The organism is Pseudomonas sp. App30 (assembly GCF_047947025.1).
In the GTDB taxonomy this organism is placed as follows: Bacteria; Pseudomonadota; Gammaproteobacteria; order Pseudomonadales; family Pseudomonadaceae; genus Aquipseudomonas.
On the sequence record NZ_CP133165.1, the window covers coordinates 3,267,303 to 3,286,219 of the forward strand.

The 18,917-nt window shown below is 64.5% G+C and carries 18 protein-coding genes and 1 riboswitch; of the genes, 13 read left to right on the forward strand and 5 right to left on the reverse strand.

What is annotated here, in order from left to right; all coding sequences use genetic code 11:
* Positions 1-96 precede the first annotated feature (96 nt).
* A complete protein-coding gene (gene tkt, locus RAM80_RS15205; RefSeq protein WP_416427297.1) occupies positions 97-2,094 on the reverse strand; it encodes a transketolase in 1,998 nt (665 codons plus the stop codon).
* Positions 2,095-2,353: 259 nt separating this feature from the next.
* On the opposite strand from tkt, the gene RAM80_RS15210 reads away from it, so the two are divergent.
* The 5 genes from RAM80_RS15210 to RAM80_RS15230 all read left to right on the forward strand — a co-directional run bounded on the left by RAM80_RS15210 (position 2,354) and on the right by RAM80_RS15230 (position 7,202).
* Entirely contained in the window at positions 2,354-3,349 is a 996-nt protein-coding gene (locus RAM80_RS15210; RefSeq protein ID WP_416427298.1) for an ArsR/SmtB family transcription factor, read from the forward strand.
* 18 nt (positions 3,350-3,367) lie between these two features.
* Positions 3,368-4,558, forward strand: coding sequence for a methionine adenosyltransferase (gene metK, locus RAM80_RS15215; RefSeq protein WP_416427299.1), 1,191 nt, complete (start codon positions 3,368-3,370; stop codon positions 4,556-4,558).
* A 110-nt stretch (positions 4,559-4,668) separates the two neighbouring features.
* Positions 4,669-4,917: a hypothetical protein gene (locus RAM80_RS15220; RefSeq protein ID WP_416427300.1), complete on the forward strand. Its 249-nt coding sequence runs from the start codon at positions 4,669-4,671 to the stop codon at positions 4,915-4,917.
* A 90-nt stretch (positions 4,918-5,007) separates the two neighbouring features.
* Positions 5,008-6,648, forward strand: a complete 1,641-nt coding sequence (ligB, locus tag RAM80_RS15225; RefSeq protein ID WP_416427301.1) for an NAD-dependent DNA ligase LigB — start codon at positions 5,008-5,010, stop codon at positions 6,646-6,648.
* A 155-nt stretch (positions 6,649-6,803) separates the two neighbouring features.
* Positions 6,804-7,202 (forward strand): DUF1090 domain-containing protein, encoded by a 399-nt coding sequence (locus RAM80_RS15230; RefSeq protein WP_416427302.1) that lies wholly within the window; start codon positions 6,804-6,806, stop codon positions 7,200-7,202.
* Positions 7,203-7,209: 7 nt separating this feature from the next.
* Here RAM80_RS15230 and RAM80_RS15235 read toward each other — a convergent pair whose 3' ends face one another.
* From RAM80_RS15235 to RAM80_RS15245, 3 genes are read right to left on the reverse strand one after another with little or no spacing between them, the layout of a single operon-like run.
* Positions 7,210-7,659, reverse strand: coding sequence for a c-type cytochrome (locus RAM80_RS15235; protein ID WP_416427303.1), 450 nt, complete (start codon positions 7,657-7,659; stop codon positions 7,210-7,212).
* Between the two features lie 10 nt (positions 7,660-7,669).
* The gene (locus RAM80_RS15240; protein WP_416427304.1) at positions 7,670-8,056 is read right to left on the reverse strand and encodes an MAPEG family protein; all 387 of its coding nucleotides are present in this window, start codon (positions 8,054-8,056) and stop codon (positions 7,670-7,672) included.
* Positions 8,057-8,071: 15 nt separating this feature from the next.
* Positions 8,072-8,905, reverse strand: coding sequence for an EamA family transporter (locus RAM80_RS15245; protein WP_416427305.1), 834 nt, complete (start codon positions 8,903-8,905; stop codon positions 8,072-8,074).
* A gap of 202 nt (positions 8,906-9,107) precedes the next feature.
* Here RAM80_RS15245 and RAM80_RS15250 point away from each other — a divergent pair, with 202 nt between their 5' ends.
* Positions 9,108-10,364 carry a cation:proton antiporter gene (locus RAM80_RS15250; protein WP_416427306.1) on the forward strand — a complete coding sequence of 419 codons (1,257 nt, stop codon included), beginning with the start codon at positions 9,108-9,110 and terminating at the stop codon, positions 10,362-10,364.
* A gap of 121 nt (positions 10,365-10,485) precedes the next feature.
* Here RAM80_RS15250 and RAM80_RS15255 read toward each other — a convergent pair whose 3' ends face one another.
* Positions 10,486-10,887: an acyl-CoA thioesterase gene (locus tag RAM80_RS15255; RefSeq protein ID WP_416427307.1), complete on the reverse strand. Its 402-nt coding sequence runs from the start codon at positions 10,885-10,887 to the stop codon at positions 10,486-10,488.
* Positions 10,888-11,097: 210 nt separating this feature from the next.
* Here RAM80_RS15255 and RAM80_RS15260 point away from each other — a divergent pair, with 210 nt between their 5' ends.
* From RAM80_RS15260 to RAM80_RS15290, 7 genes are all read left to right on the forward strand, one after another.
* Positions 11,098-11,604, forward strand: coding sequence for an inclusion body family protein (locus RAM80_RS15260; RefSeq protein ID WP_416427309.1), 507 nt, complete (start codon positions 11,098-11,100; stop codon positions 11,602-11,604).
* 60 nt (positions 11,605-11,664) lie between these two features.
* Positions 11,665-12,111, forward strand: a complete 447-nt coding sequence (locus RAM80_RS15265; RefSeq protein WP_416427310.1) for an AidA/PixA family protein — start codon at positions 11,665-11,667, stop codon at positions 12,109-12,111.
* Between the two features lie 99 nt (positions 12,112-12,210).
* A riboswitch (S-adenosyl-L-homocysteine riboswitch) is annotated at positions 12,211-12,315 on the forward strand.
* A 21-nt stretch (positions 12,316-12,336) separates the two neighbouring features.
* Positions 12,337-13,746: an adenosylhomocysteinase gene (gene ahcY, locus RAM80_RS15270; protein WP_416427311.1), complete on the forward strand. Its 1,410-nt coding sequence runs from the start codon at positions 12,337-12,339 to the stop codon at positions 13,744-13,746.
* Between the two features lie 122 nt (positions 13,747-13,868).
* Complete coding sequence (gene metF, locus RAM80_RS15275; RefSeq protein WP_416427312.1) at positions 13,869-14,714, forward strand: methylenetetrahydrofolate reductase [NAD(P)H]; 846 nt, start codon at positions 13,869-13,871, stop codon at positions 14,712-14,714.
* An 82-nt stretch (positions 14,715-14,796) separates the two neighbouring features.
* A complete protein-coding gene (locus RAM80_RS15280; protein ID WP_416427314.1) occupies positions 14,797-15,861 on the forward strand; it encodes a hypothetical protein in 1,065 nt (354 codons plus the stop codon).
* Positions 15,862-15,912: 51 nt separating this feature from the next.
* Positions 15,913-16,695 (forward strand): substrate-binding periplasmic protein, encoded by a 783-nt coding sequence (locus RAM80_RS15285; RefSeq protein ID WP_416427315.1) that lies wholly within the window; start codon positions 15,913-15,915, stop codon positions 16,693-16,695.
* Between the two features lie 220 nt (positions 16,696-16,915).
* Positions 16,916-18,835, forward strand: coding sequence for a DEAD/DEAH box helicase (locus tag RAM80_RS15290; protein WP_416427316.1), 1,920 nt, complete (start codon positions 16,916-16,918; stop codon positions 18,833-18,835).
* Positions 18,836-18,917: the final 82 nt, after the last annotated feature.

Consider the following 18,917-nt stretch of genomic DNA (forward strand, 5'->3'; position numbering starts at 1 on the left):
TGCCAGCGAGCTTTTCAGGGGCCCTAAAAGCTCGCTGGCAAGCCAGCTCCCACAAGAACCAGCATGCAGCACCTGCCCCGCAGGGCAGGCCTTACATCAGTCTTCCAGCAGTTCTTCGGCAGTACCGACGATGTTGTCGACGGTGAAGCCGAACTCTTCGAACAGGGCGGCCGCAGGGGCCGACTCGCCGAAGGTGGTCATGCCGATGACGCGGCCTTCCAGGCCCACGTACTTGTACCAGTAGTCGGCGTGCGCGGCCTCGATGGCGATGCGCGCGCTGACTTCCAGTGGCAGCACGGCCTGCTTGTAGCTGGCGTCCTGGGCTTCGAACACGCTGGTGCACGGCATCGACACCACGCGAACCTTGCGGCCCTGCTCGGTCAGCTTGGCCTGGGCCTTCACGGCCAGGTCAACTTCGGAACCGGTGGCGATCAGGATCAGCTCCGGCTCGCCGTCGCAGTCCTTGAGGATGTAGCCACCGCGGGCGATGTCAGCCAGTTGCGCGGCATCACGCGGCTGGTTCTGCAGATTCTGGCGGCTGAAGATCAGCGCCGAAGGACCGTCGTTGCGCTGGATGGCGTGCTTCCAGGCCACTGCCGATTCAACGGCGTCGGCTGGGCGCCAGGTGTCCAGATTCGGGGTGCAGCGCAGGCTGGCCAGCTGCTCGATCGGCTGGTGGGTAGGGCCGTCTTCGCCCAGGCCGATGGAGTCGTGGGTAAACACGTACAGCACGCGCTTCTTCATCAGGGCCGACATGCGCACGGCGTTGCGGCAGTATTCCATGAAGATCAGGAAGGTGGCGCCGTAGGGCACGAAACCGCCGTGCAGGGCGATACCGTTCATGATGGCGCCCATGCCGAACTCGCGTACGCCGTAGTGCAGGTAGTTGCCACCTGGCGCTTCGGCGCTGACGCTCTTGCTGCCCTTCCAGAAGGTCAGGTTGGAACCGGCCAGGTCAGCCGAGCCGCCCAGCAGTTCAGGCAGCAGCGGGCCGTAGGCGTTCAGGGCGTTCTGGCTGGCCTTGCGGCTGGCGATGGTCTCGCCCTTGGCAACCACTTCGGCGATCCAGGCGTCGGCCTTGGCGGCGAAGTCGGCTGGCAGCTCGCCGGCCATGCGGCGGATGAACTCGTTGGCCAGCTCAGGGTGTGCGGCGGAGTAGGCGGCGAAGCGCTGGTCCCAGTCGGCTTCCAGCGCGCGGCCGGCTTCCTTGGCGTCCCATTCGGCGTAGATGTCGGCCGGGATTTCGAAAGGACCGTGGTTCCACTTCAGCGCGGCGCGGGTCAGGGCGATTTCCTCGGCACCCAGTGGCGCGCCGTGGGACTCTTCCTTGCCCTGCTTGTTCGGCGAACCGAAGCCGATGGTGGTCTTGCAGCAGATCAGGGTCGGACGGTCGCTCTTGCGGGCGGTCTCGATGGCGGTCTTGATCTCGTCGGCGTCATGGCCGTCGACGTTGCGGATCACCTGCCAGTTGTAGGCTTCGAAACGCTTCGGCGTGTCGTCGGTGAACCAGCCTTCGACTTCGCCGTCGATGGAAATGCCGTTGTCGTCGTAGAAGGCGATCAGCTTGCCCAGGTCCAGGGTACCGGCCAGGGAGGCGACTTCGTGGGAGATACCTTCCATCATGCAGCCATCACCCAGGAAAACGTAGGTGTGGTGGTCGACGATGTTGTGGCCTGGGCGGTTGAACTGGGCGCCCAGGGTCTTTTCGGCGATGGCGAAGCCGACGGCGTTGGCCAGGCCTTGGCCCAATGGGCCGGTGGTGGTTTCCACACCCGGGGTGTAGCCGAATTCCGGGTGGCCCGGGGTACGGCTGTGCAGCTGGCGGAAGTTTTTCAGATCGTCGATCGACAGGTCGTAACCGGTCAGGTGCAGCAGCGAGTAGACGAGCATCGAACCGTGACCATTGGACATCACGAAACGGTCGCGGTTGGCGAACGACGGATTGGTCGGGTTGTGCTTCAAGAAGTCACGCCAAAGCACTTCGGCGATATCCGCCATGCCCATGGGGGCACCGGGATGGCCGCTGTTGGCTTTTTGCACGGCATCCATGCTGAGGGCACGAATGGCGTTGGCACGCTCACGACGGCTGGGCATCGCTTATCTCCTGGGCTTTATAAAAAGTACGGATTTCGAAAAGACCGGCATTTTCCCCCAGGCCACGCCTCTGGGCAATGACAGATAGTCATTGCGCAGCGTTTTTCCTGCCTTGCGGAGCCTAAATGTCGATCGGCCTGCAACGTATACCTGCAGTGGACCCCTTTTGCCGGCCAGGGATTCCATCCATCGACCAATATCAAAACTTTTTGATATTGGTCTTGCGGGGTGGCATTTCGCTGACTAGACTGCCGACCCTATGAATCTACCTGCGCCCGCGATCCGCCACGAATACAGCGACGAGCTGGCCGCCCTGTGCAAGGCCGGCGGCGACCCGCTGCGGCTGAACGTCTTGCGCGCCCTGGCCAGCGACTCGTTCGGGGTGCTGGAGCTGGCGCAGATTTTCGCCATCGGCCAGTCGGGCATGAGCCACCACCTCAAGGTGCTGGCCCAGGCAGGCCTGGTGGCCACCCGCCGCGAAGGCAACGCGATCTTCTATCGCCGCGCCCTGCCCGACACCGGCGCGCTGGGCGGCCGCCTGTACGCGGCGCTGCTGGACGAGGTCGACGACCTCGACCTGCCGGCCGACGCCGAGGCACGCATGGCGTTGGTGCAGCGCCAGCGCGCGGCCACCAGCGAACACTTTTTCTCGCGCATGGAAGAGAAATTCCGTGCGCAGCAGGACCTGATCGCCGGGCTGGCACAGTACCGCGACAGCGTGCTGGCGTTGCTCGACAAGCTCAGCTTCGATACCCAGGCCAGCGCCCTGGAGATCGGCCCCGGCGACGGTGCATTCCTGCCCGACCTGGCCAGCCGCTTTGCCCAGGTGACGGCGCTGGACAACAGTGCCGAGATGCTCGACCTGGCCCGCCAGCTGTGCCAGCGCGAGAACCTGGACAACGTCCAGTTGCATTTGGCCGACGCCTTGGGCGACACCAGCGTGCAGGCGCACTGCGTGGTCTTGAACATGGTCTTGCACCACTTTCCGGAGCCGGCCCAGGCCCTCAAGCAACTGGCCACCCGGGTAAAACCGGGCGGTAGCCTGCTGGTGACCGAGCTGTGCAGTCACAACCAGAGCTGGGCCCGGGACGCCTGTGGCGACCTGTGGCTGGGTTTCGAACAGGAAGATCTGGCCTTTTGGGCCGCTGCTGCGGGACTGGTTCCCGGGGAAAGCCTGTATGTAGGCTTACGTAATGGTTTCCAGATTCAGGTCCGTCATTTTCAGCGGCCGGCTGGCGACACTCACCATCGGTAAATTTAGGAAACCGTCGAGATGAGCGAATATTCTCTTTTCACCTCCGAGTCCGTCTCTGAAGGGCACCCGGACAAGATCGCCGACCAGATTTCTGATGCGGTGCTGGACGCCATCATCACCCAGGACAAGTTCGCCCGCGTCGCGTGCGAAACCCTGGTGAAGACCGGTGTCGCCATCATCGCTGGCGAAGTGACCACTTCGGCCTGGGTAGACCTGGAAGACATCGTCCGCAAGGTGATCGTCGATATCGGCTACAACAGCTCCGAAGTCGGTTTCGACGGCGCCACCTGCGCCGTGATGAACATCATCGGCAAGCAGTCCGTGGACATCGCCCAGGGCGTTGACCGCAGCAAGCCTGAAGACCAGGGCGCCGGCGACCAGGGCCTGATGTTCGGCTACGCCAGCAACGAGACCGACGTGCTGATGCCAGCGCCGATCTGCTTCTCGCACCGCCTGGTAGAGCGCCAGGCCGAAGCGCGCAAGTCGGGCCTGCTGCCTTGGCTGCGCCCGGACGCCAAGTCCCAGGTTACCTGCCGCTACGAAGGCGGCAAGGTCGTGGGCATCGACGCCATCGTGCTGTCGACCCAGCACAACCCGGACGTTTCCTACGCCAACCTGCGTGAAGGCGTGATGGAAGAGATCGTCAAGAAGGTGATCCCGGCCGAACTGCTGCACCGTGACACCCAGTTCCACATCAACCCTACCGGCAACTTCATCATCGGTGGCCCGGTGGGCGACTGTGGCCTGACCGGCCGCAAGATCATCGTCGACAGCTACGGCGGCATGGCCCGCCACGGCGGTGGCGCGTTCTCCGGCAAGGACCCATCCAAGGTTGACCGCTCGGCTGCCTACGCCGGTCGCTACGTGGCCAAGAACATCGTTGCCGCCGGCCTGGCCGACCGTTGCGAGATCCAGGTGTCCTACGCCATCGGCGTGGCCCAACCTACGTCGATCTCGATCAACACCTTCGGCACCGGCAAGATCAGCGATGACAAGATCATCAACCTGGTCCGCGAGCACTTCGACCTGCGTCCGTACGCGATCACCACCATGCTCGACCTGCTGCACCCGATGTACCAGGCCACCGCGGCCTACGGCCACTTCGGCCGTACCCCGGAGCAAGTGACCGTGGGCAATGACACCTTCACCACGTTCACCTGGGAACGCACCGACCGCGCCGACGCGCTGCGTGCTGCTGCCGGCCTGTAACAAGACCGACACCAAATAAAAAGCCCCGGCCGGGAAACTGGCCGGGGCTTTTTCGCTCCTATGCCTGCCCTCTCCACGGGCAACGTTTATTTTCAGACTTTGAGGTTCCGATGCGCATTTCGCTGTTCGCCCCCGCCGCCGCCCTGCTGGGCCTGTTTGCCATCAACGCCCAGGCGGCCAACATGGCCACCATGGCCAACTCGCCTGACCGCCACGACAACGCCCAGGTGCAGGTGCACAAGGCGCCGCAGCACAAGATCGTCACCAAGAAGGCCCCGGCGCCCAAGCACAAGGTCCAGGCCCGCAAGGCGCCGGCCCACAGCAACCAGGAACACCGCGACACCCCGGCCAACCGCTGAGTCGGTAGCACCCGGTAACCAGACGGCTGGGCGCCGGTAGCAAAGCTTTCCTAGGCTTGGGGTTCGCCCAGTCGTGCAAGGACGCCGACGATGAAAGTCTTCTTGCTGCTGCTCGCCCTGCTGTTGCCCACGGTCCACGCCAGTGAGTGCCCGCCGTGGGACGCTGCCAAGGCCATCCGCCAGATGGGTGCCCTGCAGACGCAGGTCACCCAGTGGGACGATCGTTACCACCGCCAGGGCGCTTCGGCCATTGCCGACGAACTGTACGACCAGTCACGCCTGCGCCTGGAAAACTGGCGCCGCTGCTTCCCCGAACACGCCCCGGCCACCCCTTCCCCCCTGGCCACCGCGTCCGGCCCTGTACCTCATCCCATCGTCCACACCGGCGTGGGCAAACATGCCGAACAACACAGCGTCGCCGCCTGGCTCAAGGGCCGCGAAGAGGTGTGGGTGCAACCCAAGGTCGATGGCGTCGCCGTCACCCTGGTTTATCGCCAAGGCAGCCTGCACCAGTTGATCAGCCGCGGCGATGGCGTGCGCGGGCAGGACTGGAGCATTGCCGCGCGCTCGATCAGCGCGATTCCGGCCACCCTGCCACAACCTGTCGACCTGGTGCTGCAGGGCGAGCTGTACTGGCGCTACGCAGGGCACGTGCAGGCCACCGCCGGCAGCGACAACGCCCGCAGCAAGGTGGCGGGGCTGATGGCGCGCAACACCCTGTCAATGGAAGACGGCGCCAACCTGGGGCTGTTTGTCTGGGACTGGCCCGAGGGCCCCGCCACACTGCCCGAGCGCCTTGCCGGCCTGCAGGCGCTGGGGTTTGCCGAGCCTGCCGCCTACAGCCAGCCGATCCAGACGGTGGCGGATGCCAGCTATTGGCGCGAGCAGTGGTACACCAGCCCCCTGCCGTTCGCCAGCGACGGCCTGATCCTGCGCCAGAGCCGCCGCCCGCCAGCCTCGCGCTGGCAGGCGAAGGTGCCGTACTGGATTGCCGCCTGGAAATACCCGTACGCCCAAGCCCTGGCCGAGGTGCGCGACGTGACCTTCAGCATCGGCCGCAGCGGCCGCATCACGCCCGTGCTCGAGCTGTTGCCGGTGCGCCTCGACGACCGCACCGTGAAGCGCGTCAGCATCGGCTCGCTGGCCCGTTGGCAGGCGCTGGACATTCGCCCCGGCGACCAGGTGGCCATTGACCTGGCAGGGCTGACCATCCCCCGTTTCAATAGCCTGGTCTGGCGCAGCCCGGACCGTGCCGCCGTCACCGCCCCCGACAGCAGCCGCTACCACGGGCTCAGCTGCTGGCAGCCCGAGCCGGGCTGCGAAGGCCAGTTCCTGGCGCGCCTTGCCTGGCTCAGTGGCAAGCAGGGCCTGGATCTGCCGCACGTGGGGCCCGGCACCTGGCAACGGCTGATCAACACTGGGCAGGTGCAGGGCTTGCTGGACTGGCTGGAACTGCGCGAACTACCCGGGCAACGCCTGCTCGCCAGCTTCACCTTGGCCCGCGAGCGCAGCCTGGAGCAATGGTTGCGGGCCCTTGGCATGCCTGCCGGAGCCAGGCTGGCCCCTCAGGACCGCTGGCAGACCCTGGCGTCACGCACACCCGAACAATGGCGTGAACAGCCCGGCATCGGCGCCACCAAGGCCCGGCAGCTGCACGAGTTCTTCAACCACCCGCACGTGCAACTGCTGGCCGAACAGCTGCACAACGCCAACATCCCCGCATTCCCGTAGCAGTGGCCGCAGGCCGCGTCTTGGGAGCGCCGCAGGGTCCGGGACGCGGCCTGGCGGCCGCTGCTACGGGAATAATTACGGTACGGAAGGAAACTTCCTACAGACAAAGGCTTCAATTAGTTTTCCAATAGCGCAGTCCATCACATGGAGTCACCATGAAACCCTTACCTCTCCTCACAGCGCTCGCCCTGTGCTGCGCAGTAGCCACGCCGCTGCTGGCCGCCGACGAAGACGCCGCTGAACTCAAGGGCTGCGCGGCCAAGCAACAGGCCATCAACGAACAGATCGAGCAGGCCCGCGCCCACGGCAATGGCGCGCAACAGGCTGGCCTGGAAAAAGCACTGGCCGAGAACAAGGAACACTGCACCGACGCCGGCCTGCAGAAAGAGCGCGAGAACAAGGTGCTCGACGCCCGTCACGAAGTGGCCAAGCGCCAGGCCGACCTGGACAAGGCCATGAAGAAAGGTGACGCCGACAAGATCAACAGCCGCAAGGACAAGCTGGCGCAGTCCCGCAAGGAACTGCAGCAAGCCCTGGACGAGCTGGACAAATAACCCGCCCTCAGTGGTCGCGGAATTCCCGATGGCAGGCCTTGCAGGCGTTTTCCACCTTCTGCATCGGCCCGTCGAGGCTAGTAGCCGCCAGCGGCTGCGCGCGGCTGGCCTCGACCAGCTCACCGGTTGACACCTCCAGCGCCTGGGCCAACTGCTGGAACCGCGCCTGTTTCTCCCACACCTCGGGCTTGGCGCTGGTGTGATCTTCCTCCCGCACCTTGGGGAAATGCTGCCAGGGCTGGTGCGCCAGCTGGTCGAGCTTCACCGCACTGGCCGCGAACTGCGGGCCGTCGAAGCTCAAGCGGCCCAACAGCATGCCGTTCATGTCCTCGCTGGTGTGCAGCATCTGCTTGAAGATTGCCTTGCGCTGGCCCAGCGGCGAATTGGGGTCCACGCCGCCGCAGGCGCTCAGGGCCAGGCACGCCAGGGTCACCACGGTGAAAGTCTTGAGGGTCATGGGCGCCCGGTCACATGGAAATGAAGAAGAAACTGGCGATCAACCCAAGGCCGATGAACCACACCAGCGAGCGCAGCATGGCCCAATCGGCCAGGTAGCAGATGATGTATAGCAGGCGACTGGTGATGAACAACACCGCCAGCACGTCCATGGTCACCTGCTGGGCGTTGTGGCAGATGTCGGCGATGATCACCGCGGCCGCGAACGCCGGGAACGCCTCGAAGCTGTTCAGCTGCGCGGCATGGGCACGCTTGGCAAAACCGTCGAGGTTGGCCAGGAACGTGCGCGGGTCATGGTTTTGCCGCGGGCCGAACTTGCCGCCGCTGAACTTGGCGATGCTGGTGCACACGAACGGCAGCACCAGGGCAATCAGGACACACCAGAAAGCAACGGTCATTTAGCGGATCTCTTGTTAAAGTTTCATGATCAACATGCCCACCAGCACCAGCGCGCACGCCAGCAGCCGCGGGCGGCCAAAGGGTTCCTTCAGGTAACGCATGCCCAGCAGCACCACCAGGATCACGCTGATCTCGCGCAATGCCGCAGCCTCGGCGATGGAGCCCAACTGCATCGCCCACAACACCAGGGCGTAGCTCGCCAACACGAAGAAACCGACGCTCAGGCCAATGCGCCACTGGGTGCGCCAGAAGTGCCGGAAGCTGGCGCGCCGGGTGGTCACCGCCAGCAGCGGGAACGGCCAGGCGCTGATCAGCGTCAGCCAGGTCAGGTAGCCCAGCGGCTCCGGCCAGCGGCGAATCGCCTGCCCGTCCAGCCAGGTGTAGCAACCAATGCACAGGCCAATCAGCCCTACCACCGGCAGCATCCGCCAGGGCAGGCGATCACCGCCGCCGCCCTGCCACAGCAGGCACGCCATGCCGCACGGGATCAACAGGATTCCGACCACCTGATGGCCCGAGAGTGCCTCGCCCCCGGTCGCCAGGGTAAGCCCCAGCACGATCAACGGCGAAAGGCCGCGCATCAACGGGTACACCAGCCCCAGGTCGCCCACCTTGTAGGCCTGGATCAGCAGGTAGCGGTACAGCAGCTCGAAGCCGGCGGACGCCAGCATCCACGGCCAGATCTCGGCGGGTGGCACTGGTACGAAGGGCAGCAATACCGCCACCAGCAACAGCGCCACCGAGTCCATCGCCGCCACCACCAGCAGGCGCTCGGAGCTGAATTTCACCAGGGTATTCCAGGCCGCGTGCAGCAACGCGGCGAACAGCACCAAACCTGTGGCGAGCACGCGGGGTTTCCTTAGGCATCCGAGAGGCCGGGGAGAAATGAACGGGCCTATCTTAGCGTGGGTCCAAGGCTGCGGTGCGGGTCTTCGCAAGACTTTGTAACAAGTGCGACATTCGTGCCTGTGTCACAACGAGTTACGTGCTCGTCCAACCCCTACATGGCGCCTGCGCGCGCCACTCCGTCACACCACCATGGGAGCCCGGATGCTCGAGTTAGTCGCCGCCTTTATCTGCCTTACCACCCTTCTCACCTACGTCAATTTCCGCTTCATCGGCCTGCCCCCCACCATCGGCGTGATGGTCACGGCGCTGATGTTCTCCTTGTTGCTGCAAGGCTTGAGCGTGCTCGGCTACCCCGGCCTTGAAGCCCGGGTGCAGGGCCTGATCGGCCAGATCGACTTCGGCGACCTGCTGATGAACTGGATGCTGGCGTTCCTGCTGTTCGCCGGCGCCCTGCACGTTAACCTCAGCGACCTGCGCAGCTACCGCTGGCCCATCGGCCTGCTGGCTACCTTCGGCGTGCTGATCGCCACCCTGGTGATCGGCACGCTGGCGTTCTGGATCTTCGGCATGTTCGGCTGGCACGTGAGCTTCCTCTACTGCCTGCTGTTCGGCGCGCTGATCTCGCCCACCGACCCCATCGCGGTGCTGGGCGTGCTGCGGACCGCCAACGCCTCCAAGCCGCTGAAGACCACCATCGTCGGTGAATCGCTGTTCAACGATGGCACCGCGGTGGTGGTGTTCACCGTGCTGCTGGGCATCGCCCAGCAGGGTGCGACACCGACCCTGGGCGAAACCGCCATGCTGTTCGTGCACGAGGCCATCGGCGGCGTGCTGTTCGGCGCGCTGATCGGCTACGTGGTGTACCGCATGATCAAGAGCATCGAGCAGTACCAGGTGGAGGTCATGCTGACCCTGGCACTGGTGATCGGTGGCTCGGCCATGTGTTACGAGCTGCACGTGTCGGCGCCCATCGCCATGGTCACCGCAGGGCTGATCATCGGCAACCTGGGGCGCAAGCTGGCCATGAACGACATGACCCGGCGCTACATGGACGGTTTCTGGGAACTGCTGGATGACATGCTCAACGCGCTGCTGTTCGCGCTGATCGGCATGGAACTGCTGCTGTTGCCGTTCTCGTGGATGCACGTGATCGCGTCCAGCCTGCTGGCGGTGGCGATCCTGCTGTCGCGGCTGCTCACCGTGGCCCCGGCGATCCTGCTGTTGCGCCGCTGGCGCAGCGTGCCCAAGGGCACCATCCGCATCCTCACCTGGGGTGGCCTGCGCGGTGGCGTATCGGTGGCGCTGGCCCTGGCGCTGCCGGTGGGCCCGGAGCGCGACCTGCTGCTGAGCATCACCTACATCGTGGTGCTGTCGTCGATCCTGCTGCAGGGGCTGAGCATCGGCAAGCTGGTGAAAAGCGTCACCCGCGATACCCCGCCCGAAGAGGCAACACACTGACCTACCGGGGAGCAGCTGTTTTTGTGGGAGCGGGCTCTGCCCGCGAAGCAAACGTTGCAGTGTTTCAGACACTATGCGGCGTTACGTTCGCGGGCAGAGCCCGCTCCCACATGGCCAAGGATTATTCCGCAGTCTCGGCGTCGAACTGGTCCTTGATGTAGCGGATCTCCGTGCGCCCGTGCGGCGCCGGCAGGCCGTCCTCGCCCAAATTGACGAAGACCATCTTGTCCACGGTGAGGATGCTCTTGCGGGTGATTTTGTTGCGCACCTCGCAGGTCAGGGTGATGGAGGTCCGGCCGAATTCGGTGGCCGTGATGCCCAGCTCGATGATGTCGCCCTGGCGCGAGGCGCTGACGAAGTTGATCTCCGAGATGTACTTGGTCACCACGCGCTGGTTGCCCAGTTGCACGATGGCGTAGATCGCCGCTTCCTCGTCAATCCAGCGCAGCAGGCTGCCACCGAACAGGGTGCCGTTGGGGTTCAGGTCTTCGGGCTTGACCCACTTGCGGGTGTGGAAATTCATGCGTCGCTCCTGGCTCTTCGCCATATCAGGATGCCCCTATGATCCGCTTTTGCGCGGCGCCGGGGAACCCATGCCAGCGATAGCAAAAACTTTCTTGACGGCCACGGGTGCAAGGCTAGGCTGAAGCCCGGACCCAATGATTGGATCCAGTAATGGCAGTTTGGAACCAGAAAAGGGGTCCACCCCATTTCTTGCAAAGGACGCACGAACATGTCACGAGTTACCGATGTCATCTGCAACTTCGACACCGAGACCATCCTGCAGAAGTACTCGAACCCGAGCAAAGATCCAGGCAATCCGACCATGATTGACTGGAAGCACGTGTACATGATCACCAACCAGGACAACGTGGTCAGTGGCCAGGCCGGCGGCGAGCTGGACCTCAAGGCCCAGGTCGGCGACCTGATCCGCTGGCGCGAGACCAGCCTGTCCCTGGGCTTCGAGAAGGCCGTCATCTTCTACAAGTTCGAGACCAGCGACCCCAAGTATTTGCTGATCTCCCCGCCCACGCCGCGCAAGGCCACCGCCAGCATCGCCCTGCCCAACCCCAGCAACCCCAGCGTGCCCACCTGCCAGAAGGTGGATAACTTCTACTGGTCCAGCGAAACGCTGTCCGAGGGCCGCGTGACCTATCACTTCCACTTCATGATCGTGGACCGCGACTGCAAGCCTTGCGGCTACTTCAAGTGGGATCCGTTCATCAGCATCCACAACTGACCGGCACCCCACTGCCACGGCCGCCCCACCCTGCTGGGGCGGTCCGAAGGAGCGATGATCATGGACAGACACATCAGCTTCATTATCGACACCCAGGGCGCCCTCGACGCCACTGCGGCCGCCAGCACCTCGCCCGACCAGCCCAGCCCAATGGATCCAGTGCACTGCTTCGTGCTGGGCTGTGATGCCGTGGAAACCGGCGACACCCTGATACTGCGGGCCACTGGCCTGGGGTTCCGGGGCGAGGATGCCCTGGTGCTGCTGGCCGTGGGCGTAAGCGGCGGGCTTTCACCACCACAGCTGCAAGTGCGCGAGGTCAAGGTGCCCGCCCCCGACTTCAACGAGCCGTTGCAACTGACCCTGCAGACCGTCAGCGACCATGCCTGGACCTGCCAGCTGAACCAGTCCGGCGCCTGCACTTTGACCCTGAGCCTGGGCGTGGTGGCGCGCGACTGCACCCCCAGGGGTTTCTTCACCCTGACCCTGCAACTGCAGTTCGCGGCTTGAGCAGGACTTTCGACCATTGCCTCTTGGGCTGGCAGGCAAGCACGTCTATAATCGCTGCGCTTCAAACGGCGATGCACTGACGTGCGTCGCTCCCGCCACCCGTCCGAGGGGCGCTGCAGCAGGGATACCTGTCAGGCTCGGATGGGGCGTTGCCCGCACGGTTGGTCCGTACGGGCTCTAAACGCACAACGGCGCCCATTCGCACATTACGAATGGAGGCTCTTCATGAGCGCTGTACACACGCCTGCAGGTTTCACCGATTTCAAGGTTGCCGACATCTCCCTGGCCGCCTGGGGCCGCCGCGAGACCATCATCGCCGAATCGGAAATGCCAGCACTGATGGGCCTGCGCCGCAAGTACGCCGGTGAGCAACCGCTCAAGGGCGCGAAGATCCTGGGCTGCATCCACATGACCATCCAGACTGCCGTGCTGATCGAAACCCTGGTTGCCCTGGGTGCCGAAGTGCGCTGGTCGTCCTGCAACATCTTCTCCACCCAGGACCAGGCCGCTGCCGCCATCGCTGCCGCCGGTATTCCAGTGTTCGCCTGGAAAGGCGAGACCGAGGAAGAGTACGAGTGGTGCATCGAGCAGACCATCCTCAAGGATGGCCAGCCTTGGGACGCCAACATGATCCTGGACGACGGCGGCGACCTGACCGAAATCCTGCACAAGAAATACCCGCAGATGCTGGAACGCATCCACGGCGTGACCGAAGAGACCACCACTGGCGTGCACCGCCTGCTGGACATGCTGGCCAAGGGCGAACTGAAGATCCCGGCCATCAACGTCAACGACTCGGTTACCAAGAGCAAGAACGACAACAAGTACGGCTGCCGTCACAGCCTGAACGACGCCATCAAGCGCGGCACCGACCACCTGCTGTCGGGCAAGCAGGCCCTGGTGATCGGCTACGGCGACGTGGGCAAGGGCTCGGCCCAGTCCCTGCGTCAGGAAGGCATGATCGTCAAGGTCACCGAAGTCGACCCGATCTGCGCCATGCAAGCCTGCATGGACGGTTTCGAGCTGGTTTCGCCGTTCATCAACGGTGAAAACGACGGCACCGAAGCCAGCATCGACAAGGCCCTGCTGGGCAAGATCGACCTGATCGTGACCACCACCGGCAACGTCAACGTCTGCGACGCGAACATGCTCAAGGCCCTGAAAAAGCGCGCCGTGGTCTGCAACATCGGTCACTTCGACAACGAAATCGACACTGCCTTCATGCGCAAGAACTGGGCATGGGAAGAAGTGAAGCCACAGGTACACAAGATCCACCGTACCGGTGCCGGCGCCTTCGACGCCCAGAACGACGACTACCTGATCCTGCTGGCCGAAGGCCGCCTGGTGAACCTGGGCAACGCCACTGGCCACCCAAGCCGCATCATGGACGGTTCGTTCGCCAACCAGGTGCTGGCGCAGATCTTCCTGTTCGAGCAGAAATTCGCCGACCTGTCGCCAGCCCAGAAAGCCGAGCGCCTGACCGTTGAAGTACTGCCGAAGAAACTCGACGAAGAAGTGGCCCTGGAAATGGTCCGCGGCTTCGGCGGCGTGGTCACCAAGCTGACCAAGCAGCAGGCCGACTACATCGGCGTGACCGTGGAAGGCCCGTTCAAGCCGCACGCTTACCGCTACTGATCGCAGGCCCTGACGCCGCCTTCGGCAGCTGCTACGAGGATTTCCCTTGTAGCAGCCGCCGCCAGGCGGCGTCCGGGGCACCCACGATCCCACGGCTTTCGAGTTTCCAGATAGGTGTAATCATGTCTCAGGAACGCCGCTTCAGCTTCGAGTTCTTCCCCACCAAGACCGACGCTGGGCATGAAAAACTGCTGAACGTTGCCCGCCAACTGGCCGGCTACAACCCCGATTTCTTCTCCTGCACCTACGGTGCCGGTGGTTCTACCCGCGACCGCACGCTCAACACCGTGCTGCAGCTGGAGAACGAAGTGAAAGTCCCCGCTGCCCCGCACCTGTCCTGCGTGGGCGACAGCAAGGCCGACCTGCGCGCCCTGCTGGCGCAGTACAAGGATGCCGGCATCAAGCGCATCGTTGCCCTGCGTGGCGACCTGCCTTCGGGCATGGGCATGGCCAGCGGCGAGCTGCGCCACGCCAACGACCTGGTGGAATTCATCCGCGCCGAGACCGGCAGCCACTTCCACATCGAAGTCGCCGCCTACCCGGAGATGCACCCCCAGGCGCACAACTTCGAGGATGACCTGAAGAACTTCGCGCGCAAGGCCAACGCCGGCGCCGACAGTGCCATCACCCAGTACTTCTTCAACGCCGACAGCTACTTCAACTTCGTCGAGCGCGTGCAGAAAATGGGCGTGAACATCCCGATCGTGCCGGGCATCATGCCCATCACCAACTACAGCAAGCTGGCCCGCTTCTCCGACGCCTGTGGCGCCGAGATCCCGCGCTGGATCCGCAAGCAGCTGGAAGCCTACGGCGACGACGTCACCAGCATCCAGCAGTTCGGCGAGCAGGTGATCACCCGCATGTGCGAGCAACTGCTCGACGGCGGCGCCCCTGGCCTGCACTTCTATACGCTGAACCAGGCCGAGCCAAGCCTGGCGGTGTGGAACAACCTGAAGTTGCCTCGCTAGACGCTTTCACGAAGAATTCAGAAAGGCCTTGATACAATTCAAGGCCTTTTTTGTTTCTTCATTGTTTTGCGGGTGATACACCATGGCTGCCGCTGCACGCCCACAACTGGTCTACCTGGTTTTCGGGGCCGACACTTATCATCAGGAGGCGCTGTTCAGCATCGCCAGCGCCATCGCCAAGCTGGGCAACCCCGGCGAGCTGCCGCTCGACATCCAGGTATTCACTGACAACCCCGCCCCCTACGCCCAACTGCCCGTGCGCATTCGCCCGCTCAGCGCCGAAACCCGCCAAGCCTGGTGCCAACCCCACGGCTACCACTTCCGCACCAAGCACGTCGCCATCCGCGAAGTGTTGAAGGACACCGAACTGGCGCTGCTGATCGACACCGACACCTTCTTCCATGCCTCGCCCCTGGCGCTGTTCGAACGCATCCAGCCGGGCACGCTGCTGGTCAACGCGCGCACCATGCGCTACCGCCAGGGCGCTGCCTCACCGCTTTATTCGGTGCTGGCACCGGAGCTCAAGGCACAAGGCATGGCGGACGACGACATGTGGCTGCTCAACTCCGGGGTCATCGGCCTGTACCAGTGCGACAGCGCCCTGTTGGACCGTTCCCTGGAATTGATGGACCAGTACTACCCGCGCACGCCCACCGCCTATACGCTGGAAGAGTTCTGCCTGACCCTGGCCGCTTACCAGCGTTACCAGGTCAGCGAATGCCCCGACCTGATCCACCACTACTGGAGCCGCAAGCAGCTGATGCGCGCCAAGGTCCAGGCCTGGGCCCGCAAGCACGCCGGGCAGCCGCTGAGCGCCGACGCCCTTGCCGACGTGAGCCAGGTCAGCGACCACGTGCCCCGGCCGCCGGCCCTGCAGCGCCTGCTGTATAAGGCCGCGACCCTGGCCCTGCCTGTGGAACAGCGGCAGTTCATGCGCGAGATCCTCTATGGCTGCTACGACCACGCCAACGAGTTCGACCGCGCCTGTGCGCCGGTGTGGTGGGACAAGGCCCGGCAAAACCTGCAAGAGCGCCAGGACACCCCGGTCGAGGCCGACCAGCTGCTGCATTGGCTGTCTTCGCCGCTCAACCGGTTGATCCTGGGCAAGCGCCGCCACACCATCTACCAGCACCTGATTCAGGCCTGACGCCGCTGATTGCGTTGCCAAACCCGCGACCGGCATCGTATCTTCGGATCCATGCCTGCCTACCTCTCCCTGCTGACAGCCGTGTGCCTGACGTGCCTGAGCCTTGCCGCCCAGGCCGAGAAGCTGCGCATTGTCACCGACTTCTGGGCGCCCTACGCCTACCAGCAGAACGGCCAGGGCATGGGCATCGACTACGAAGTGGCGGCCCAGGTGTTCGAACGCCTGGGCGTGGAGATCCAGTGGCAGTTCCTGCCATGGAAGCGCTGCCTGGCCATGCTCGACCAGGGCGAGGCCGATGGCGTGCTGGATATTTTCCGCACCAGCGAGCGCGAAACCACCCTGCTGTACCCCGACGAGCCGCTGTCCGACGTGCAGTTCGTGCTGTTCCAGGCCAACGCCAGGCCGCACCCGGCCGGCAGCCTCGATGACCTGCAAGGCCTGACCATCGGCACCTCGGCGGGCTACAACTACGGCGATCCATTCATGCAGGCCAGCGCGTTCCGCCGTGAGGCCGCCAGTAGCCAGGAGGCCAACTTCGGCAAGCTGGTGCGCAACCGGGTCGACCTGATCATCACCGACATTCGCGTGGGCAACTTCACCGCCCAGGCCATGGGCCTGGAGGGCCAGGTCAGCGCCCTGCCCCTGGTGGTCAACCGCGAGCCCCAGTACCTGGCCGTGCGCCGCGGCGCCGGCATGGACCAGCTGGCCCTGCGCTTTTCCATCGAGCTGCGGCGCTTCAAGCGCGAGCCTGCCTACGCGCAGTTGCTGGCCCGCTATGCAAGCCCGTCAACGGTAGTGAAAACCGTTGAGCAGCAGGAACGCAGCGCGCTGTGATTGCTCTGTTATACTCCGACCTTCCCGCCAGGCTTACGCCCGGACGCCCGGCCTTGCAAAAGGCATCCCGACCCGCTCGACCGCCAGGCTCACGCCCGCTCAGCCAGGTCCGGATGCGCATTGAAGGCCCGGCAGGACCGGACGCGACAGTGCCCCCACGCACGTGTCGCGCCAGGCAAGATTCCCATTGGGCAAAGCCCTCACTAGAACAGGATTACTCATGTCCTTTGCTTCCCTCGGTCTCTCCGAGGCTTTAGTCCGTGCCATCGAGGCGGCGGGCTATACCCAGCCTACTCCGGTGCAACAGCGGGCCATCCCCGCCGTGTTGCAAGGTCGCGACCTGATGGTCGCGGCACAGACAGGTACTGGTAAAACCGGTGGCTTCGCCCTTCCGATCCTGGAACGGCTGTTCCCCAACGGTCACCCGGACAAATCCCAGCGTCACGGCCCGCGCCAACCGCGCGTACTGGTCCTGACTCCCACCCGCGAGCTGGCGGCCCAGGTGCACGACAGCTTCAAGATCTACGCCCGTGACCTCAAGTTCGTCAGCGCCTGCATCTTCGGCGGCGTAGGCATGAACCCGCAGGTCCAGGCCATGTCCCGCGGCGTCGACGTGCTGGTGGCCTGCCCCGGCCGCCTGCTCGACCTGTGCGGCCAGGGCAGCGTCGACCTGTCCCACGTGGAAATCCTCGTGCTGGACGAAGCTGACCGCATGCTCGACATGGGCTTCGTGCATGACGTCAAGAAGGTGCTGGCACGCCTGCCGGCCAAGCGCCAGAACTTGCTGTTCTCGGCCACCTTCTCCAAGGACATCACTGACCTTGCCGGCAAGCTGCTGCACAACCCCGAGCGTATCGAAGTCACCCCGCCGAACACCACGGTGGAGCGCATCGAGCAACGGGTCTACCGCCTGCCTGCCAGCCACAAGCGTTCGTTGCTGGCGCACCTGATCACCCAGGGTGCCTGGGAGCAGGTGCTGGTGTTCACCCGCACCAAGCACGGCGCCAACCGCCTGGCCGAGTACCTGGAAAAGCACGGCCTGAGCGCTGTCGCCATCCACGGCAACAAGAGCCAGAACGCGCGCACCAAGGCCCTGGCCGACTTCAAGGCCGGCTCGGTACGCATCATGGTTGCCACCGACATCGCCGCCCGCGGCCTGGACATCGACCAGTTGCCCCACGTGGTCAACTTCGAGCTGCCCAACGTCGATGAAGACTACGTGCACCGTATCGGCCGTACCGGCCGTGCCGGTCGCAGCGGCGAGGCCATCTCGCTGGTCGCCCCGGACGAGGAAAAGCTGCTCAAGAGCATTGAGCGCATGACCAAGCAGAAGATTCCTGACGGTGACCTGATGGGCTTCGACATCAGCGCCGTGGAGGCCGAGAAGCCCGAGGTGCGCGAGCGCCCGCAGGCCAACCAGCCGCGCAACACCCGCACGCCGCGCGAAGGGACCAAGGCCGCCGAAGGTGGTGGTGGTCGCAAGGACAAGGGCAAGGACAAAGGCAAGGAGCGCCGTGCTGCCGCGCCCCAGCAAGGTAGCGAACAGCGCAAGGAGCAAGGCAAGGAAAAGCCCGCCGGGGCGCGTTCTGAACGCCAACCCCGTGACCAGAAGCCACGTCAGGCCCAGTCCACTCCAAAGCCGCCGGTAGCTCCTGCCGACCGCGCGCCGGACGAGTTCCTGGATGACGAAGTCGACAACTTTGGTAACCGCGCTGACTACGTCAGCCCGTACCAGAACAAGAACCAGGGCCGCAACCGTCGCCCCGGCGCACCAGCCGCCGTCGGTGGTGCAGCCCCGGCCTCGGCGCCGCGCCCAGCTGGCCGTCCGGCTGGCAAGCCGGCCGGTGACAAGCGCAGCAGCGGCCCGCGCAGCAACGGTGGCGGTGCCCGTGATGGCCAGCCGCGTCGCGACAACAACGGTGGCGCTGGCCGCAACCGTCGTCCGGCCCGTGATGACCAGCCGCGTCAGGAACCAGCGGTGAGCAACTCGCGCGCACCGCAGAACCAGCCGCGCATCGTGCACAAGGAATCGAAGATCGATCGCTTCCCGACCGCCGAGCAGCTGGAACAGCTGGAGTCGCTGCCTAGCCGTCGCAACGGCGAGAAGCCGGCGCTGCTGACCCGCAACCGCGAAGGCTAAGTCAGGATCAGGCATCTGTGGGGGCCGAAAAGCTCGCTGGCAAGCCAGCTCCCACAGACAGCACCTGACCTTGTGGGAGCTG